Origin of the sequence: Pseudomonas sp. BMW13, from assembly GCF_013357275.1 — a bacterium.
Lineage (GTDB): Bacteria > Pseudomonadota > Gammaproteobacteria > Pseudomonadales > Pseudomonadaceae > Aquipseudomonas > Aquipseudomonas khazarica.
The window spans coordinates 56,620-74,554 of sequence record NZ_SUKD01000028.1 but is presented as its reverse complement, the minus strand read 5'-3'; the positions used below and the strand labels follow the sequence as shown (position 1 = coordinate 74,554).

Annotated in this window: 11 protein-coding genes, 1 tRNA gene and 1 pseudogene; 2 read left to right on the top strand and 11 right to left on the bottom strand. The window is 61.5% G+C overall.

Features of this window, described 5'->3' with window-relative positions:
- Positions 1-168: 168 nt before the first annotated feature.
- Positions 169-804, bottom strand: a complete 636-nt coding sequence (locus E4487_RS20165; RefSeq protein WP_150606797.1) for a response regulator transcription factor — start codon at positions 802-804, stop codon at positions 169-171.
- Between the two features lie 148 nt (positions 805-952).
- Between E4487_RS20165 and E4487_RS20160 the strand changes: the two genes are divergently transcribed.
- Entirely contained in the window at positions 953-1,111 is a 159-nt protein-coding gene (locus E4487_RS20160) for a YqaE/Pmp3 family membrane protein (RefSeq protein WP_003084988.1), read from the top strand.
- 122 nt (positions 1,112-1,233) lie between these two features.
- Here the strand turns inward: E4487_RS20160 and egtD are convergent, their stop codons facing one another.
- The 10 genes and pseudogenes from egtD to rpsU all read right to left on the bottom strand — a co-directional run bounded on the left by egtD (position 1,234) and on the right by rpsU (position 16,701).
- The gene (gene egtD, locus E4487_RS20155; protein ID WP_175254215.1) at positions 1,234-2,196 is read right to left on the bottom strand and encodes an L-histidine N(alpha)-methyltransferase; all 963 of its coding nucleotides are present in this window, start codon (positions 2,194-2,196) and stop codon (positions 1,234-1,236) included.
- A 2-nt stretch (positions 2,197-2,198) separates the two neighbouring features.
- A complete protein-coding gene (gene egtB / locus E4487_RS20150) occupies positions 2,199-3,482 on the bottom strand; it encodes an ergothioneine biosynthesis protein EgtB (protein ID WP_175254214.1) in 1,284 nt (427 codons plus the stop codon).
- A gap of 549 nt (positions 3,483-4,031) precedes the next feature.
- Positions 4,032-6,336: pseudogene (locus E4487_RS20145) on the bottom strand (AAA family ATPase).
- Between the two features lie 54 nt (positions 6,337-6,390).
- On the bottom strand, positions 6,391-7,311 hold the full coding sequence (locus E4487_RS20140) for a restriction endonuclease (protein WP_175254213.1): 921 nt from the start codon (positions 7,309-7,311) through the stop codon (positions 6,391-6,393).
- A 38-nt stretch (positions 7,312-7,349) separates the two neighbouring features.
- Positions 7,350-8,120, bottom strand: a complete 771-nt coding sequence (locus E4487_RS20135) for a nuclease-related domain-containing protein (protein ID WP_175254212.1) — start codon at positions 8,118-8,120, stop codon at positions 7,350-7,352.
- A gap of 326 nt (positions 8,121-8,446) precedes the next feature.
- A tRNA-Ile gene (locus tag E4487_RS20130) sits at positions 8,447-8,523 on the bottom strand.
- A 16-nt stretch (positions 8,524-8,539) separates the two neighbouring features.
- Positions 8,540-12,274, bottom strand: a complete 3,735-nt coding sequence (locus E4487_RS20125) for an EAL domain-containing protein (protein WP_175254211.1) — start codon at positions 12,272-12,274, stop codon at positions 8,540-8,542.
- A 148-nt stretch (positions 12,275-12,422) separates the two neighbouring features.
- Positions 12,423-14,270 carry an RNA polymerase sigma factor RpoD gene (gene rpoD / locus E4487_RS20120; protein ID WP_134676487.1) on the bottom strand — a complete coding sequence of 616 codons (1,848 nt, stop codon included), beginning with the start codon at positions 14,268-14,270 and terminating at the stop codon, positions 12,423-12,425.
- Between the two features lie 67 nt (positions 14,271-14,337).
- A complete protein-coding gene (dnaG, locus tag E4487_RS20115) occupies positions 14,338-16,338 on the bottom strand; it encodes a DNA primase (RefSeq protein WP_037055042.1) in 2,001 nt (666 codons plus the stop codon).
- Between the two features lie 147 nt (positions 16,339-16,485).
- Positions 16,486-16,701 carry a 30S ribosomal protein S21 gene (gene rpsU / locus E4487_RS20110; protein ID WP_003290642.1) on the bottom strand — a complete coding sequence of 72 codons (216 nt, stop codon included), beginning with the start codon at positions 16,699-16,701 and terminating at the stop codon, positions 16,486-16,488.
- Positions 16,702-16,904: 203 nt separating this feature from the next.
- On the opposite strand from rpsU, the gene tsaD reads away from it, so the two are divergent.
- Positions 16,905-17,930 carry a tRNA (adenosine(37)-N6)-threonylcarbamoyltransferase complex transferase subunit TsaD gene (tsaD, locus tag E4487_RS20105; RefSeq protein WP_175254210.1) on the top strand — a complete coding sequence of 342 codons (1,026 nt, stop codon included), beginning with the start codon at positions 16,905-16,907 and terminating at the stop codon, positions 17,928-17,930.
- The last annotated feature ends 5 nt before the right edge of the window (positions 17,931-17,935 follow it).

Sequence of the window (17,935 nt, the reverse complement as noted above, 5' to 3'; positions counted from 1 at the left end):
CACAGCGGACGTGAAGTGCCGGCGATCATCATGACCGGGCACGACGTACGCCGTGTGCAGGAGCAGGTGGGCGATGGCAACACGCCGATCCTGTCGAAGCCGGTGCAGCCCGCCGAGCTGCGTTCGCTGCTGGTGGCGCTGAAGCTCAAGCTCAAGGCTGCCTGAGCGCTACACCAGCCCGGCCTTGGCGCCGATACCCGCCGCTGCCGCGCGGGTGCTGACGTCCAGCGTGCGCAGCAGCGAGGAGACATGGATGCGGACGGTGAACGGGGAGATATCCAGCTCGCGGGCGATTTCCTTGTTCGACAGCCCGCGCACCACCAGGCGCAGTACATCCTGCTGGCGCGGCGTCAGCTGTTCCAGCAGGTGGCGGTTCTCGGCAAAGTCCGGTACGCCGGACGGCCCCAGCGCCATGACGAACTCCCCGGCGCACACGGCCAGCAGTGACTCGGCGATCTCCTCGGGAGGGGTCGCCTTGCCGATGAAACCGTCAGCACCTGAGGCCATGACCTCATCGATCAGCTCGCGGTTGTCGACCATCGACACGATCACGATGGAGCTGCGCTGGAACTCCTGGCGCAAGGCACTGATGGCATGGGGGGACTGACCGGGGAACAGCAGGTCGAGCATGAACAGGTGCGGTGCCTTGCCGTCGCGTGCGAGGCTCAACACTTCGTCCATGTCGCCCGCCTCGAGGATCTCCGCCTGGGGGAATACTCGCTGGGCGATACGGCACAGGCCATCCCGGAAAACAGGATGGTCGTCGGCCACGATTATGCGTTCTTGTTGTGAGGGTTCGGACATGGTGGGCGCTTCCGTCTGGCCCTCAGACTAAAGTCATATGCCGGTCGGCGCCAGCGGATGTTTTCTCCAGCCATATCGCCGAACTGAACCGGAGGGCGCCGCGCCGGGTCTGTGTGAGTACACCTCATGGAATGCCAAGGAGTCGTACATGGACCTTATCCGCATCCTCATCGCCATTCTGCTGCCGCCGCTGGGCGTGTTTCTTCAGGTCGGTTTCGGCGGTGCGTTCTGGCTGAACATCCTGCTCACCCTGCTGGGCTACATCCCTGGCATCGTGCATGCGGTGTACATCATCGCCAAGCGCTGAGAGGCTGTTCCCGCCCGCAGCGATGCAAAGAACGGAGCCCCTCTCTCTCCAGCGGGAGAGGGGAGACGATCACGCCGCAGTTCCCCCAGCCCGTCCGCCGAAGTGGCTCGTCATTCGTTGCTTCACTCCCGCCGCAAGAAATGCACGCTGAACAGCTGCGCCGGGTCGCGCCACATCGCCGCCGAGGCGAAGCCACCGCTGCTGGCCAGATCGCGAAACCCGCTCGGCGTGTACTTGTAGGAGTTCTCCGTGTGCAGGGTCTCGCCGGCGGCGAAGTCGAACACCCGGTCCTCGATCCTGACCTGTTGCGCCTGCCGGCTGATCAGGTGCATCTCGATGCGCGACTCGGCCTCGTTGTAGAACGCCCGGTGCTGGAAACTGCGCGGGTCGATGTCGCTGTCCAGCTCGTTGCGGATGCGTTCGACCAGGTTGAGGTTGAACAGCGCGGTGACCCCGGCATGGTCGTTGTAGGCGCGCTCCAGTACCTGACGGTCCTTGACCAGATCCACGCCGATCAGCAGACCACTGCCGGCCGGCAGCGCCTGGTGCAGATTGCGCAGGAAGGCGCGCGCCTCGTCCGGGTCGAAGTTGCCGATGCTGGAGCCAGGGAAGAAGGCCAGCGGGCGTTGCCCCAGTGCATCGCCGGGGAGCTTCAGCGGTTGGCTGAAGTCGGCGCACAGGGCATGTACGTCGAGCCAACGATAGTCTGTGGCCAGGCGGCGGGTGCTGGCCTGCAGGAACTCGCGGGAGATATCGATACCCAGGTAGCGCGCCGGGCGCAGGGCTTCGAGCAACAGGCGGATCTTGCGGCTGGCGCCACTGCCCAGTTCGACGAGGCTGGCGTTGCGCCCGGCCAGCGCGGCGATGTCCTGCGCGGCCAGGCGCAGGATGGTCTCCTCGGTGCGCGTCGGGTAGTACTCGGGCTGCTGGCAGATCAGCTCGAACAGCTGCGAGCCACGGTGATCGTAGAAAAACTTCGGCGACATCGTTTTCGGCCAGGCCGCGAAGCCGCGCAATGCCTCGTCGCGCAACGCCTCCTGTTCCGGGCTCAGGGATCGTTCGTTGCTACGCAGTGCCAGTGCCATGCTCAAAGCTCCTTGGCCAGGCGCAGGCCGGAGAACTGCCAGCGCATCGTGGGGTAGAAGAAATTGCGATAGGTGGGGCGAACGTGGTCTTCGGGGGTGGCGCAGCTGCCGCCGCGCAACACCATCTGCCCGGACATGAACTTGCCGTTGTACTCACCCAGGCTGCCGCCCAGCGGACGAAAGCCGGGGTAGGGCCGGTAGGCGCTGGCGGTCCATTCCCAGACATCGCCGTAGAGCTGCTGCAGGCCCTCGCCCGCGCCAGCGGCCACCGGCTGCAGGTGATCGCTCTCGACGAAGTTGCCCCACAGCGGCTCGTCCTGCGCGGCGACTTCCCATTCCTCTTCACGTGGCAGGCGCGCCTGCGCCCAGGTGGCGAAGGCCTCGGCCTCGAAGTAGCTCAGGTGGCAGACTGGTGCGGCGAGGTCCAGCTCGCGCGGGCCGCCCAGGGTCAGCTCCAGCCAGTCGTCGCCCTCACGCAGCCAGTACAGCGGCGCCTGCCAGCCGGCGCGCTGGATATGGTCCCAGCCATCCGCCAGCCACAGCGCGGTGCTGCGATACCCGCCGGCGCGGATGAACTCGAGGTACTCGCCGTTGCTCACCGGCCGGCTGGCCAGCTGGAAGTCGTCGACGAACACCCGATGGCGCGGCCGCTCGCAATCGAAGGCGAAACCCTCGCCGGCATGCCCGACATGCCGCAGCCCGGCGGGAAAGCGTAGCCACTGCAGCTCGCCCGCTGTAGCAGCGCCGGGCTTGAGGTCGTCACGATAAACCGGGCGCAGCGGGTTCTGTGCCAGGATGTGCTTGATGTCCATCAGCAGCAGCTCCTGATGCTGCTGCTCGTGCTCCAGCCCCAGCTCGATACGCTGCAGAATCTCGTCGGCCAGCTCGCCGCTCTGCCGGGTCAGCAACTGCGCCATGGCCAGGTCGACATGGCTGCGGTAGGCATACACCTCGCTCACCGTCGGCCGCGACAACAGCCCGCGCCGCGCGCGTTCGAAGGGCGTGCCGTGGGTCTGGTAGTAGGAATTGAACAGGTGGTCGTAGCGCTCATCCAGCGGGCGATAGCCGGGCCGGAAGGGCCGCAGCACGAAGGCCTCGAAGAACCAGGTGACATGCGCCAGATGCCACTTCGGCGGGCTGACGTCCGGCATGCTCTGGATCACGTAGTCCTCGCGCTCCAGCGGCTCGCAGAGTCGCTCGCTGGCGGCGCGCACCCGCTGATAACGCTGCCATAGTCGTTCGAGATGAAGGTGTGCAGCGTCGATTCTGCTGGCGCGGTTTGGCATGTCGCGCGTCCTTTGCTGGCGTCGCGGAGGCGACGGTTCTTAGAGCCGACCGGGCGAACAGGGCAAAGGTTCCGGTAAAAGCATGACGTTCGGATGACAGGTCGCCGAGGCCAATGGGTATTGGCCTTGCTGGAGCCGGGAGGCAGTGCCAATCAAGTCAGTGAGTGAAGCGGTTGTGGCCGCCCTATGGAGGCGAAAGCCAAGCAGTGCGCGGCTATGAAGACGGCAGATCCACGCAGACTCGGATCGTGGAGCAAAGGATTATGAGTTGCCTAGAAACGCTGCAAACCCAGTGAAACCGTGCGTAGCTTAGCGCAGGTACAGTTAGCTGAAAGTGGCGCCGTAGAGCGAGTTAAGCGTAATTTAGCGAAGTCTTTAGAAGCTGGGCACTGTACCGTCAGTGTACTGTTTTTTGTACCGCGAAACGGTCAGATTTCGCTTCCCGTCAGATGCAGGCTTAACCAAACTCGCTAATCCGCGAGGTATCTGGCACCCGGCTACCGCGTCTTATTCGATCTTCTCAAGAGACCAGTTTTACTTTGCACACCATCAGGCCGTCGCAACTTGAGTCATTTCGTCATAATGCTTCTTGTCTACTTCTTCCATCCACTGAAAAATGTTGCCGATGACGCTATGGCTTTCGCCTGCCAAATTTTCCGACGACTCCTCGGTTATTTCAATTACGTCGCTATGCGAATACTTGTTTATAAAGCGGTAGATTTTTTCTTTGAGCTCTGGTGTCGTGATGGTGCAATCTTTGAGTCCAGCATCCATTAGCTGGCTGATGTCGTTTCTCCGCTTTGGATATTTGAAGGTAAAGAACGACTCAATTAGCTTGCGGGCTAGATTTGCAGTTAAGAAAGCTTCATCTCTGTTAAGCGTTGTATGCGACCTGTACTCATAGAGCTTCTTGAAGATGTAGTGATACTCAGATCCGTAGTTTTTCAGCGAATCATCGGCGTCAACAAGCAACGAATGGCGGGGCGAGCCAGGTGGTGCATCCAGTCGATAGAAAAAGCAGTTCTCCGGTTTGTCTTTTTTACTCCTGTTTCTGTTCATCCCACTAAACCAGTCTCTCACCAGCTTGAAGTAAGTGAAGTTATGAGTTAATACAAAAAGCTGTTTTGCGTCTGTGCATTGAGTTTTCAGGAATGAGTAGGCATGAAACAAATGGTTGGAGTCAAAACTTGAGACTGGGTCGTCGACGACGACAATCGTATCTTTTATGTTGTTTCCGTTTTCTTTGAGCTTCGTTATAAAGTAGACAAATGCAATTGCCGTCTTCTCTCCTTCGCTCAAGTTGCCATCATGCTCGCCTAATCCATTTCTGATTATTTCATAGCCCTTTTTCTTTTGGTTGAAATTAAGGCAGAGCTCAGAGCGGCCAATGAAGCGGTGTAAGGTGTCATTGAACTCCTTTGCCCCAACCGTCTCATTTGAGAGCAGCGCCTCTATTGCTGCAATCTCTTGGTCGAGTTTTTCAATTTCCGTGTAGTCAAGCTTTGCCTCAGCCTCAAGATTGTTGCAATTTTTCTCACTTTCAGAATAGTCAAACTCTTGTGCCTCGGCCGCAGCAAAGTGAAGCTCCAGTTTTACTTTGCTTTTTGAGGTCTCAGCCTTGAAGTTTGAAGTCTTATTGTTGTGCTTGTCGACGAGTGCGATGATCGATTTCAGGGTCTCATTAAAGTTCGTGACATCCTCCTCAATTACATCTGAAATCTGGATGTCTGTCTTGGCAGGGTCTGTAATTTTGGCTTTCAGAGCGTCCCGCCATCCTTGCACTTGCTGGTTGATCTTCTCAGCAGCAGATGTGTACTCCTTCTGAAGCCTCTCAAAGTCAGTAGATAGTTCTTTATAAAACGCCGTGGGTGCGGGTATTTGATTGATTGGGGCACCTTGAGACTCAATCCAGGTTGCAGCGCTCTGTAGCCGGTTTTGGAAGTCTGTAAACTCTTTGCTGAAGTGAGCGGCAAGTGCTTCGGTACGAAGCTGGGTGACAGGCGATCCGCAGAATTCGCAGGATTGCGAGTCATGTTGCTTATGGATTTCTAAACCGGTTTGAACCCACTTGCGTATATCGGGGTTGTCAGTCAGTCTTTGGATAGCTTGATTGACGGCTGTCGTCCCGATCAAGTCCCTGAGGCGAATTGCCGCTTTCTTAAAATAGTCCGGTTCAATGGCTGTTGAGGCGAAAGTTATGCTTGGAAGCTGGTCGGGCTTGGCTGCATTCGTCAGGTTAATAATTTTGTCATCTGGAAGAACCGACTCTGCTTTGAAAATTTCCGCACTGTTTTGCTGAATAAAAGCAGAGAGCTTGCGGCGGTCATAATTCAGGTAGTAGCTATCGCTCGTGTCAACTGCTTGAAGCCCAAGCTTCATTTTCTTTGCTGCATTGGTCAGAAACTTATCCAGTGCTTCACGTTGTTTTTTGACATCGCTTATCTTTTCATCGTGGGACTTCTTTTTTTGATTGAAGTTCCCCCTTCAGTTTCTCTAGTTTTTGTAAGTCATCAATCTTCTCTTTTGCAATGAGAAGAATGCTTTTCACAGACTTGTCCCAGTCAATGTTCTCATGAATAAAACGTTGATTGAACACATGGATGTTTAGTTGGGACGATGGAAGAGTCGTTTCCGTGATGGTTGAACCGTCCTCTAAAGCGATTGAGAACTGACCGGCACTGAAGCGGGGAGCCAGCGAGCGAAGCTCAAAGCACGAGAACAGATTTGATAGGGTTGATTTCCCTGTCCCGTTCCAACCATAGATAAGATTGTACTTGCCGAAAGTCTGAATCTTCGTGCCGTAGAAATCGTTGAAAATACCGAACTGCTTAAGACGGTTAATGCGAACGATCACGTTTAGACTCCTTTCTTTTAGCTCACACAAAGGGAGATAACTATTTTCTCCCAGTCATTCCTCATCAAAGTAGTCGCTATCCAGTTTTGGCAGCTTAAGCAGGCGCGACGTCACTCCAACCTCGTGATCCATCATCAAGTTGACCAGTCGACTGCCGTCGACCAGCACCATGCCCTCCACTGAACGGGAAAAGTCGATTGCTTGGGCGGTGAAACCAGAGGTGGTGATAAACACTCCACGTTTGGCTTTTTGCCCTGCGAGTGCGCCGTAGAAAGCTTGCAGTTCTGGCCGCCCAACCGTGCCTTGCCAGCGCTTGGCTTGGACGTAGACCTTTTCTAGTCCGAGCTTGTCGAGCGAAATTACACCGTCGATACCACCATCGCCGCTGCCGCCGACGCGCTGCAGATCGCTGCGGCTAGCGCCGTAGCCAAGGCTGTGCAGCACATCCAGCACGATGACTTCAAAGCGGTTGGGGCTGACCTGCAGGAGGTTATCCAGCAGGTCTGCAGCCGTTGCCTCACGTAGCTCACGTAGCGCCTGCTCCAGGCGGTCATCAGGGCTAACAGTGGCTGAGTTGGCTGCGGGGGCAGGCTGTTCTTGCCCGTCGAGTGGGACAGCATCAGTCGGGGTTTTGAGTTTTACATTCATAAAGCCGATGGCGAGCTGTTCGACCTGATCCGCAGTCAGAGGCGCGGGATGCTGGGCTGCATAGGTAAAACCGGCGTCAGTCAGCTTCCAGTATCCACGTTTGGCGCTGCTGGACAGGCCGGCGCGCTTGAGTCGGTCATGGGCCCAGCCTGCACGGTTTTTGTAAGTGGCTTGGCCGCTGGCGATTAGCTCTTGGCGCTGTGCTTCCGACAGGTTCAGCGCATCAGCAGCGGCCTCATGCGCGTCACGTGCTGGCGCGCCTTCGGGCGTGGCGGCCAGGTAGCGCAGGATCGGTTCAATGAACTGGTCGTAGGTTGGGACGGACATTGCGACTCCATACGCAAAATTGATGTTAGGGCTGCGTGCTAAAGGCTCTGCATGGTTCTGCACTTCGGGAAAGCCGAACATCCCCAAAACTGCTGCCCCGCTTTCGGCCCAGATTTCACGGTGCGGATCAGCAGCGCACTGCCGCATTTCGGGCATTGCCTCTCTAATGCGGGATCACTACGGCGCTTGAGGTTTTGCACATGCTCGCGGTGGGTGGCGAGGCTAGGTGCGCGGCGTCCGGTTTGCAGAGCTTGCAGCATGGCGTCGACTTCAGCCTCGCTGAATACCGCCTGCTGGAATGACTGGATATAGCGGATAAAGCCGATGCCCTGGGTCACGTTGGCCGGCACTTCGGTCTTGAAGGTGCTGCCGCCGACGAAGGTGATGACCGAATGCAGGTGTTCTGGGCTGACGCCAAGGGTGGCTTCCAGGGCTTTGAGGTGTTTGTAGTTCTGGCGCAACGGGTTCTGGAATTTGAAGGTGCGTTTGTAGAGCTTCTGCGTCCACTGCGCCTGCTTTTCGCTGCCGAAGATCCAGCCGCTCATGTTCTTCGTTTCCAGCACGAAGATGCCGTAGGGCGAGAGGAATACGTGGTCGATCTGCGTGGTGCCGTCCGGCGTGTTCAGGGTGACGTTGTGCAGGCGGCGGTAGGTCTGCTTGTCCAGCTGCCAATGGGCGAACAGGCGCACTAGCAGTTCACCGATCTGCCCCTTGGCCCAAGGCGATTTGAGCAGGCCGATCAGCAGGGCTGCCGGGATGAACCAGGCCAGCATGCCCCAGACCTGGGCGACTATCGGGCTGTAATCCATTTTCTTCCTTGAGCCGAGCTGCTTGATGGAGAGGCGAGCAGGTGTGCCGAAATCCTGATGCCTGGCGCACCCGGATAATGGCTAATTGCTTTCAAGGGCTCAAGGGGATCGCGACTATTGTCTTAAGGGCAACGTGTGGGGCGACTGGCCGACAAGCGTCTGCTCTGAAGCAGCAGTTTGGAGGTATTCAGGGTGAGCCGATTAGAGGCGCTATTCGGCTCATTCCATGAGCCGAATCGAGCACGGCATTCGTGGATGCAGTGACATGAGGCCTTAGCAGGCTTGGGTCATAAACGCGAAAGCCGCGCAGTGCGCGGCTTTGAAGGTGGTGGGCCCACACGGACTCGAACCGTGGACCAAAGGATTATGAGTCCTCTGCTCTAACCAACTGAGCTATAGGCCCCCAGAAGGCCGGCGGATTATACCGGCGCGCTCTCGTCGGCGCCAACCGCTTGACCGGGCGAGAGAAATTTCCGGGTGAAGGCTTCGGAGGAGAGCGGGCGGCTGACCACGTAGCCCTGAATCTGCAGGCAACCTTCGGCGGCCAGGCAGAGTTCCTGCGCCTTGGTTTCCACGCCTTCGGCGATCACCGTCAGTTGCATGCTGTTGCCCAGGGCGATGATGGCGCGGGTAATGGCCAGGTCGTGCGGGTCGTCCGGCAGGCCGCGAATGAATGACTGGTCGATCTTCAGCACGTCCAGCGGCAGGCGCTTGAGGTAGCTGAGCGAGGAGTAGCCGGTGCCGAAGTCGTCGATGGCCAGCTGCACGCCGAGGTCCTTGAGGCGGTGGAGGATGTCCAGCGCTTCGCCGGACTGGCTCATGATGAAGTTCTCGGTGATCTCCAGCTGCAGCAGCTCCGGCTGCAGGTCGTGGCGCTGCAGCAGCTCGCTGATGCGCGGCAGCAGGCTCGGCTGGTGCAGCTGCGCGCCGGCCAGGTTGACCGAGAGGGGGCCGAAGGCGTGGCCGTTGTCCTGCCATTCCTGCAACTGGCGGCAGGCCTCCGCCAGCACCCAGTCGCCCAGCGGCAGGATCAGCCCGCTCTCTTCGGCCACCGGGATGAAGCGATCCGGCGGGATGTCGCCGAACACCGGGTGCGGCCAGCGCACCAGCGCTTCGGCGCCCACCAGGGCCTGGCTGCGCAGGCAGTACTTGGGCTGGTAGAACAGGCACAGTTCGTCGCGCTCCAGGGCGCGGCGCAGCTCCTGCTCCATGGCCATGCGTTCGTTGACCTGGAAGGTCAGCGAGCGGGTGTAGAACTCGCAGCGGTTGCGACCCTTGGCCTTGGACTGGTACATGGCCGCGTCGGCGTTCTTGATCAGCGTGGCGACATCGATGCCGTCCTTCGGGTAGAGGCTGATGCCGATGCTGGCGCTGATGAAGAACTCGTGGTGATCCAGGGCGAAGGGCGCGCGGAAACATTCCAGCAGTTTCTGCGCGACCTGCTCGGCGTCCTGCTCCTGGTGCAGGCCGGGCAGCAGGATGATGAACTCGTCACCGCCGAGACGAGCCACGGTGTCGACATCGCGCAGCTGCTGTTTCAGGCGTGCGGCGATGGCCTTGAGCAGCTGGTCGCCGACCGGGTGGCCGAGGCTGTCGTTGATCTGCTTGAAGCGGTCGAGGTCGAGGAACAGCACGGCGCCCAGCTGGTCGTTGGCGCGCGAGCCGTCCAGCGCGCTGCGCAGGCGATTCTCGAACAGCAGACGGTTGGGCAGGCCGGTCAGCGGGTCGTGGTGGGCCTGGTGGTCGAGTCGCGCCTGGGCATGCTTGAGGCTGGAGATGTCGGCGAATACGCCAACGAAGTGGGTGATCTGGTTGTCGGCGTTGCGCACGGCGCTGATGGTCAGCCACTCGGGGTAGAGCTCGCCATTCTTGCGCTGGTTCCAGATCTCGCCCTGCCAGTGGCCGTTGGCAGCAAGGCTGTGCCACATGGCGGCGTAGAAGGCGTTGTCGTGCTGCCCGGAGGACAGCAGGCTGGGGCGCTGGCCGAGGGCTTCGGCCTCGCTGTAGCCGGTGATCTGGGTGAAGGCGCGGTTGACGGCGGTGATGCGCTGTTCGAGGTCGGTGATCATGACGCCTTCGGCGGTGCTCTCGAAGACGGTGGCGGCCTGCTGCAGTTCTTCCTGCATCTGCTGGCGTTCGGTGATGTCGCGGGCGATGGTCAGCAGACACTCGTCACCGCCAATGGGCAGTGGTTGTGCGGAGAGTTCGCAGAGGCGCAGCTGACCGTTCTTGTTGCGCACCGGGGCGATCATCTCGCGCACGCTGCCCTGTTCGCGAATCTGCCGGACCAGGCGTTCGCGGTCCTGCGGGTTGGCCCAGATGCCCAGGCTGAGGGTGCTGTGCTTGCCGATCTCGTCGAAGCTGTAGCCGGTGATGCGGCTGAAGCCCTCGTTGGCTTCCACCAGCAGGCCGTCCCGCAGGCGGGTGATCAGCAGGCCGTCGGGCGAGGCATGGAAGGCCTTGGCGAACTTCTCCTCGGATATCTGCAACTGTTGCTGGGTGCTCTTCAGCTGGCTGATGTCGCGCACCACGACCACCAGCGCCGGCGTATTGTCGAGTACGAAGGAGCTGGCCGAGATGAGCCCGGTGAAGAGGCTGCCGTCGGCCCGGCGAAAGGGCATCTCCAGGTTGCGCACGCTGTTTTCCTGCAGGCGCAGCAGCAGGCTCGGGCCGATCCCCGGCGTGCCCCAGAGGTCGAGTTCGGTGGCGGTCTTGCCGATGGCCTGCTCGATGCCGATACCGGTCTGTTCGGTGAACGCGGTGTTGACCTCGAGCAGCACACCATCGACGCGGCGGGCGATGATCAGGGCGTCCGGGCACTGCTGGAAGACCGAGGCGAACTTCTGCTCGGAGAGGCGTAGCGCGTGCTCGGTCTGCTTGGCTTCGCTGATGTCGACCATCAGCCCGCGCACCACCTGGCGGTCGTCGCGTTGCAGCAGGGTGACGATGTCCCGCACCCAGACGGTTCGTCCGTCGGCGGCGATCAGGCGGTACTCCAGGGCGTGATCCTCGCCGGCGGCACATTGCTCGAGGCAGCTGCGCAAGGCGCGCTGATGATCGTCGGGGTGCAGGTGGCGTTGCCAGAAACCGGGTTCCAGCCATTCGTGCAGCGGGTAGCCGAGCAGCGTCTCCGCGTGGGGCGAGACGTAGGTGTAGTTCAGCCCGCTCGTCTCGGCCTCCCAGGTGATGGCCGAGAGGCTTTCGACCATGTCGCGAAAGTGCTGCTCGCTGCTGTGCAGTTCCTGCTCCAGCGCTTCGCGGTTGCGCATCTCCTGCTTCAGGCGATGGTTGATGCGCAGGATGATGGCGATGACGGCCAGCAGCGCGAGCAGGGCGGGCAGGCCATAGAGCAGGGCCTGATGCCAGAATGCGCGGCGGTCGAGCACGCTGCCGACCCAGGGCTCCTGCAGCGCCTCGATTTCGTCGGCGCTGAGTTCGGCGAACAGCTTGTCGAGGATGCCGACCAGCATGCTCTGGCCACGCGGTGCGGCCATGGCCAGCTGGTAGCGGTAGGGCGTTTCGCCGCTGATGTACAGGCCGTCCAGCTTGAGCTGGCGCAGGCTCCAGACGCTGGATGCGAGGTCGCCGACCATGGCGTCGGCCTGGTGGGTGGCCAGCGCCTGCAGGGCCGCGGCTACGCTGGGTAGCGGCAGCAGGTTGAGGTCGGGGTGGCGCTGGCGCAGCAGTTCGTGGGGCGCGTAGTTGGCGACCACGGCGACTTTCAGACCATACAGGTCGTCGAGTTTCTGCGGTTGCGGGCCGCCGTCGCGGGCCAGGATGATGATGGGGAAGTCCAGGTACGGACGGGTGAAGGTGAGGTACTCCTGGCGCTCGGGGGTGGACATGACACCGGGCAGCAGGTCGAGCTGGCCGCTGCGCGCCTGTTGCAGCACCGCGCTCCAGTCGCTCGACTCGATGGGTTCGAGCTTCACGCCAAGGCGGCTTTCGATGAGGCGGACGTAGTCGGCGGTGAGGCCCAGGTAGTTGCCCTGGGCGTCGCGAAATTCGAAGGGTGGCCAGGACGCGTCGACGCCCAGGCGCAGCTCCGGGTTGGCTGCCAGCCAGGCGCGCTCGTCCTCGTCGAGTGTCAGGGCTTGGGCCGGGGTCATCCAATACGCCAGGCACAACAGCACAATGGCCGGCAAGCGGAACATAACGGCCTCGTTTCGGGATCAATAAGGTCGCAGTGTAGACCGCCGGCGTCGAGATGGCAGTTTGATTGCGCGGTTGGCGTGTGATTGGAAGAAGGCGGGGCAAGTGCCCGGAAAGCAAAACCCCCGGCCTGGGCCGGGGGTTCTGGTATCACTCGTCGAGGAAGGAGCGCAGATGCTCGCTTCGCGTCGGGTGGCGCAGCTTGCGCAGTGCCTTGGCTTCGATCTGACGAATACGCTCGCGGGTAACATCGAACTGCTTGCCGACTTCCTCGAGGGTGTGGTCGGTGTTCATGTCGATGCCGAAGCGCATGCGCAGGACCTTGGCTTCACGGGCGGTGAGGCCGGCCAGTACTTCGCGCGTGGCTTCCTTGAGGCTTTCGACCGTGGCTACGTCGATCGGGGACTGCATGGTGCTGTCCTCGATGAAGTCGCCCAGGTGCGAATCTTCGTCGTCGCCGATCGGGGTTTCCATGGAGATCGGCTCTTTGGCGATCTTCAATACCTTGCGGATCTTGTCCTCGGGCATTTCCATGCGCTCACCCAGCTCTTCCGGAGTGGGCTCGCGACCCATTTCCTGAAGCATCTGACGGGAGATGCGGTTGAGCTTGTTGATGGTCTCGATCATGTGCACCGGGATACGGATGGTGCGCGCCTGGTCGGCGATCGAGCGGGTGATCGCCTGGCGAATCCACCAGGTGGCGTAGGTCGAGAACTTGTAGCCGCGACGGTATTCGAACTTGTCCACCGCCTTCATCAGGCCGATGTTGCCTTCCTGGATCAGGTCGAGGAACTGCAGGCCGCGGTTGGTGTACTTCTTGGCGATGGAGATCACCAGACGCAGGTTCGCCTCGACCATTTCCTTCTTGGCGCGGCGGGCCTTGGCCTCACCGATGGACATGCGACGGTTGATGTCCTTGATCTCGGCCAGGCTCAGGCTGCACTCGGCTTCCAGGTCGGCGAGCTTCTGCTGGCAGCGCTGGATGTCGGCCTGCAGGTTGCCCAGGGCTTCGGCGTACTTGGCCTTGCCCTTGGCCAGGTCGGCGGACCAGTCCATGTCGACTTCATTGCCCGGGAACAGGCGCAGGAAGTCGGCACGCGGCATGCGCGCATCACGTACGCACAGCTGCATGATGGCGCGCTCTTGCGCACGCAGACGGTCGAGGGCGCTGCGCACCTGGATGACCAGGGCGTCGTACTGCTTGGGCACCAGCTTGATCGGCATGAACAGCTCGGCCAGGGCGGCCAGCTCGTCGGTGACCTGCTTGCTGCCACGGCCATGCTTCTTCAGGGCCTTCTGGACCTTGTCCTGCTGCTCGGCCACGGCATTGAAACGGCGCGCCGCTTCTTCCGGGTCCGGGCCGCCATCGCCTTCTTCTTCCTCGTCGTCGCCATCTTCTTCCTCGTCTTCGTCGTCGCTTTCTTCAGCGGCGGCGCCTTCCTTGACGGGAACGGGGGCGGCGGCTTCGTCGGGCACGCTGCCGTCATCCGGGTCGATGTAGCCACTGAGGACTTCGGCCAGGCGGCCGCCTTCGGTGGTGACGCGGTTGTACTCGGCGAGGATGCCGTCGACGGTGCCGGGGAAGTGAGCGATGGCGCTCATGACTTCGCGGATGCCTTCCTCGATGCGCTTGGCGATCTCGATCTCGCCTTCGCGGGTCAGCAGTTCCACGGTACCCATTTCACGCATGTACATGCGCACCGGGTCAGTGGTACGGCCGATATCGGTCTCAACGGCAGCGAGGGCGGCAGCGGCTTCTTCGGCAGCGGCTTCGTCGGTGTCGGCTTCGGCCAACAACAGGGCGTCCGCATCCGGAGCACTCTCGAATACGTTGATCCCCATGTCGTTGATCATGCGGATGATGTCTTCCACCTGTTCCGGATCGGAAATGTCTTCCGGCAGGTGGTCATTGACCTCCGCGTACGTCAGGTAACCCTGCTCGCGACCACGGCTGATCAATTCTTTCAAACGAGATTGCTGTTGCGCTTTTACGGACATAACACCCTATCCACTGAAGGTCTTGGCGGGCTGAAAACAAGCCGAGGATTATACCTCAGTTCAGGCTTTAGGCGCCAGTTGGGGACTTGCTGCTCTGCGAGGAGGTCAGGCTGTAGTGCTCTCTGAGCAAGGTCTTCTCCTCGTCGGTGAGCTCGCTGGGGCTTTTCTGCATGATGCTGCGGAGCGCCTTTTCACGCCGCCTCTGCGATTGGTTGTGTGCAAGTGTAGTAATGGTGTCGAAAAACTGCTGTTCAAGGTTGTCGCCTTTGATCAGCCATTCTTTCTCCGCCAGTGCCCGCAGCAGGCGGCCCTGTTCGGTGCCGTGCCAGCGGGCGATCAGCTGCAGCGAGCGCAGGTTGGGCGTCTTCTGCAGGGCGCCGACCAGCGCCACCAGCAACTGGGCGTAGGTGTCGTCTTCGTCGGCGAAGTGGCTGACATCCTCGACCTTCTGCGCCAGCTGCGGATGGTGCAGCAGGGTGCGCAGGGCGATCAGATGCGGTGATTCGACGCTGACGGCGGTGCGTGGGGCACGCGGCGCGAAGTCACCCTTGCCTTTCTTGTTCCACTTGCCGCCGTCCTTCTTCCAGTTGCCCTTGCCGCCTTCGTTGCTGCGTTCGTAGTACTGCTGTTGCGGCGGCGCCGGCTGCTCGTAGCCGCCGACGTCCGGCAGGCTGTCGTAGTAGGCGCTGTCGGGGATGTCGCCGTAGTCCGGGTAGTCGCTGCCGGGCGCTGGGCTGGCTGGGCTGGGTGCCGGGCTGCGCGGGCTGCTGGCGACCTGGCTGAGGGCTTCGCCGGACAGGCCGGTGATCTCGCTCAGGCGCTGACGCATCAGGGCGCGCAGGTTGTTGCCGGGAATCTTGTCGATCAGCGGCGCGGCCAGGGTCACCAGGTGCGCCTTGCCTTCCAGCGAGCGCGGGTCGGCTTCCTCGCTCAGTTGCTGGAAGAAGTAGTCGGCCAGCGGTTGTGCGTGCTGGTTGATGCGGGCGCGGAAGGCGTCGGTGCCTTCGGCGCGCACCAGGGTGTCCGGGTCTTCGCCGTCGGGCAGGAACAGGAAGCGCGCGCGGCGGCCGTCCTGCAGGCTCGACAGGGTCGACTCCAGGGCGCGCCAGGCGGCGTTGCGCCCGGCGGCATCGCCGTCGAAGCAGAACAGCACGCTGGGCACGATGCGGAACAGGCGCTTGAGGTGCTCCTCGCTGGTCGCCGTGCCCAGGGTCGCCACGGCATTGCGCAGGCCCTGCTGGGCCAGGGCGATGACGTCCATGTAGCCCTCGACCACCATGATCTCGTCGAGGTCGCGGTTGTGCTTGCGGGCCTCGTACAGGCCGTAGAGCTCCTGGCCCTTGTGGAACACCGGGGTTTCCGGTGAGTTGAGGTACTTGGGCTTGTCGTCGCCCAGTACCCGGCCGCCGAAGGCGATCACCCGTCCGCGGCTGTCGCGGATGGGGAACATGATGCGGTCGCGGAAGCGGTCGTAGCGCCGGCCGTTCTCGGCGTTCTCGATCAGCAGGCCGGCGTCGATCATGACCTTCTGCTGCAGGGCGTCGCCGCCCAGCTGCTTGAGCAGGTTGTCCCAGCCGGGTGGGGCGAAGCCGAGGCCGAAGTCGCGGGCGATTTCGCCGGTCAGGCCGCGCCCCTTGAGGTATTCCACGGCGTACTTGCGCTGCGGATGACTCTTCAGCGCCTGGCGATAGTGCTCGGCGGCGGCGTTGAGCAGCGGGTAGAGCGGCGAGTCGACCGGTTGCCGGGGCTTGTGTCCGCGACCGCTTTCCTCGCGTGGCACGTCCATGCCGGCGCGCTTGGCCAGTTCCTCGATCGCCTGGGGGAATTCCAGTTGATCGTGGTCCATGACGAAGCCGAGGGCATTGCCGCCGGCGCCGCAGCCGAAGCAGTAGTAGAACTGCTTGTCCGGGCTGACGGTGAAGGAGGGGGTCTTCTCCTTGTGGAACGGGCAGCAGGCGCTGTAGTTCTTGCCGGTCTTCTTCAGCTGGATGCGCGAACTCACCACATCGACGATGTCGGTGCGGTTGAGCAGGTCATCGATGAAGGATTGCGGGATCAGGCCGGCCATGGGTGCTCAGCATACTGTCCGGCGCGGGCGCGGAACAGCGGTGGGTAGAAATGCAAAAAACTCCGGCCATTCGCCAGTTGGCGAAGCGGAGTTCTGTAAATGCAATGCCCGGCCGAAGCCGGGCATTCGAGCGTGGCGTGTACGGTATTAGTACAGGCGAACGCTGCGGCGCTGCTCGCGCTGCACTTTCTTGGCGTGACGCTTAACAGCGGCAGCGGCCTTGCGCTTACGCTCAGCGGTCGGCTTTTCGTAGAATTCGCGGCTACGGACTTCAGCCAGTACACCGGCTTTTTCGCAGGAGCGCTTGAAACGACGCAGGGCTACGTCGAAGGGTTCGTTCTCTTTAACTTTGACGGCTGGCATCCAGGTCGTACCTATCTTTAATTACCGGGTTAACGCGTACCCGGCAATGTGGCTCGGGGTGCGTCGGTTTTTAAGGGTTGCGGATGTTACCGTCTCGGGCCGAGGAATGCAAAGCCCTCTGATCGAAAAGCGCTGGCCGCTCCGCCGGGCGGCGCTTATCATGCGCGCCTTTGTTCCACGCGGCAAACCAAGGCTCAAGCTCCATGCTCGTACTGGGATTGGAAACCTCCTGCGATGAAACCGGCGTCGCGCTCTATGACAGTGAGCGCGGCCTGCTGGCCGACGCATTGTTCAGTCAGATCGATCTGCACCGTGTATATGGCGGTGTGGTGCCCGAATTGGCCTCGCGCGACCACGTCAAGCGCATGCTGCCGCTGATTCGCCAGGTGCTCGACGAGGCCGGCCGCGCGCCGGGCGATATCGACGCGCTGGCGTACACCGCCGGGCCCGGCCTGGTTGGTGCGCTGCTGGTGGGCGCCTCCTGTGCGCAGGCGCTGGCCTTCGCCTGGGGCATCCCGGCGGTCGGTGTACACCATATGGAAGGTCACCTGCTGGCGCCGATGCTCGAAGAGCAGCCGCCGGCGTTTCCGTTCGTCGCCTTGCTGGTGTCGGGCGGCCACACGCAGCTGGTGCGCGTCGATGGCATCGGCCAGTACCAGCTGCTCGGCGAGTCGCTGGATGACGCGGCAGGTGAAGCCTTCGACAAGACGGCCAAGCTGATGGGGCTGAATTACCCCGGCGGCCCGGAGATCGCCAAGCTGGCCGAGCAGGGTACGCCGGGGCGTTTCGTCTTCCCGCGGCCGATGACCGATCGCCCGGGCCTGGACTTCAGTTTCAGCGGCCTCAAGACCTTCGCCCTGAATACCTGGCAGCAGTGCCGTGACGGCGATGACGACCTCGATCAAGCCCGTCGCGACATCGCGCTGGCCTTCCAGCAGGCAGTCGTCGAGACTCTGACCATCAAGTGCAAGCGTGCGCTCAAGCAGACGGGGCTGAAGAGCCTGGTGATCGCTGGCGGCGTGAGTGCGAACAAGGCTCTGCGTGAGCATCTGGAGCGCATGCTGGGCGAGATGAAGGGCAAGGTGTTCTATGCTCGCCCGCGCTTCTGTACCGATAACGGCGCGATGATCGCCTATGCCGGTTGCCAGCGTCTGCTGGCCGGGCAGCACGAGGATCTGGCGATCAAGGTGCAGGCGCGTTGGCCGATGGAGTCGCTGCCGGCGATCTGACTGAG

Coding starts and splice junctions, on each gene's coding strand:
- egtD (WP_175254215.1), bottom strand. CDS start 2,196: ATGGCACTGGCACTGCGTAGCAACGAACGATCCCTGAGCCCGGAACAG.
- rpsU (WP_003290642.1), bottom strand. CDS start 16,701: ATGCCAGCCGTCAAAGTTAAAGAGAACGAACCCTTCGACGTAGCCCTG.
- E4487_RS20125 (WP_175254211.1), bottom strand. CDS start 12,274: ATGTTCCGCTTGCCGGCCATTGTGCTGTTGTGCCTGGCGTATTGGATG.
- E4487_RS20135 (WP_175254212.1), bottom strand. CDS start 8,120: ATGGATTACAGCCCGATAGTCGCCCAGGTCTGGGGCATGCTGGCCTGG.
- dnaG (WP_037055042.1), bottom strand. CDS start 16,338: ATGGCCGGCCTGATCCCGCAATCCTTCATCGATGACCTGCTCAACCGC.
- egtB (WP_175254214.1), bottom strand. CDS start 3,482: ATGCCAAACCGCGCCAGCAGAATCGACGCTGCACACCTTCATCTCGAA.
- rpoD (WP_134676487.1), bottom strand. CDS start 14,270: ATGTCCGTAAAAGCGCAACAGCAATCTCGTTTGAAAGAATTGATCAGC.
- E4487_RS20140 (WP_175254213.1), bottom strand. CDS start 7,311: ATGTCCGTCCCAACCTACGACCAGTTCATTGAACCGATCCTGCGCTAC.
- E4487_RS20160 (WP_003084988.1), top strand. CDS start 953: ATGGACCTTATCCGCATCCTCATCGCCATTCTGCTGCCGCCGCTGGGC.
- tsaD (WP_175254210.1), top strand. CDS start 16,905: ATGCTCGTACTGGGATTGGAAACCTCCTGCGATGAAACCGGCGTCGCG.
- E4487_RS20165 (WP_150606797.1), bottom strand. CDS start 804: ATGTCCGAACCCTCACAACAAGAACGCATAATCGTGGCCGACGACCAT.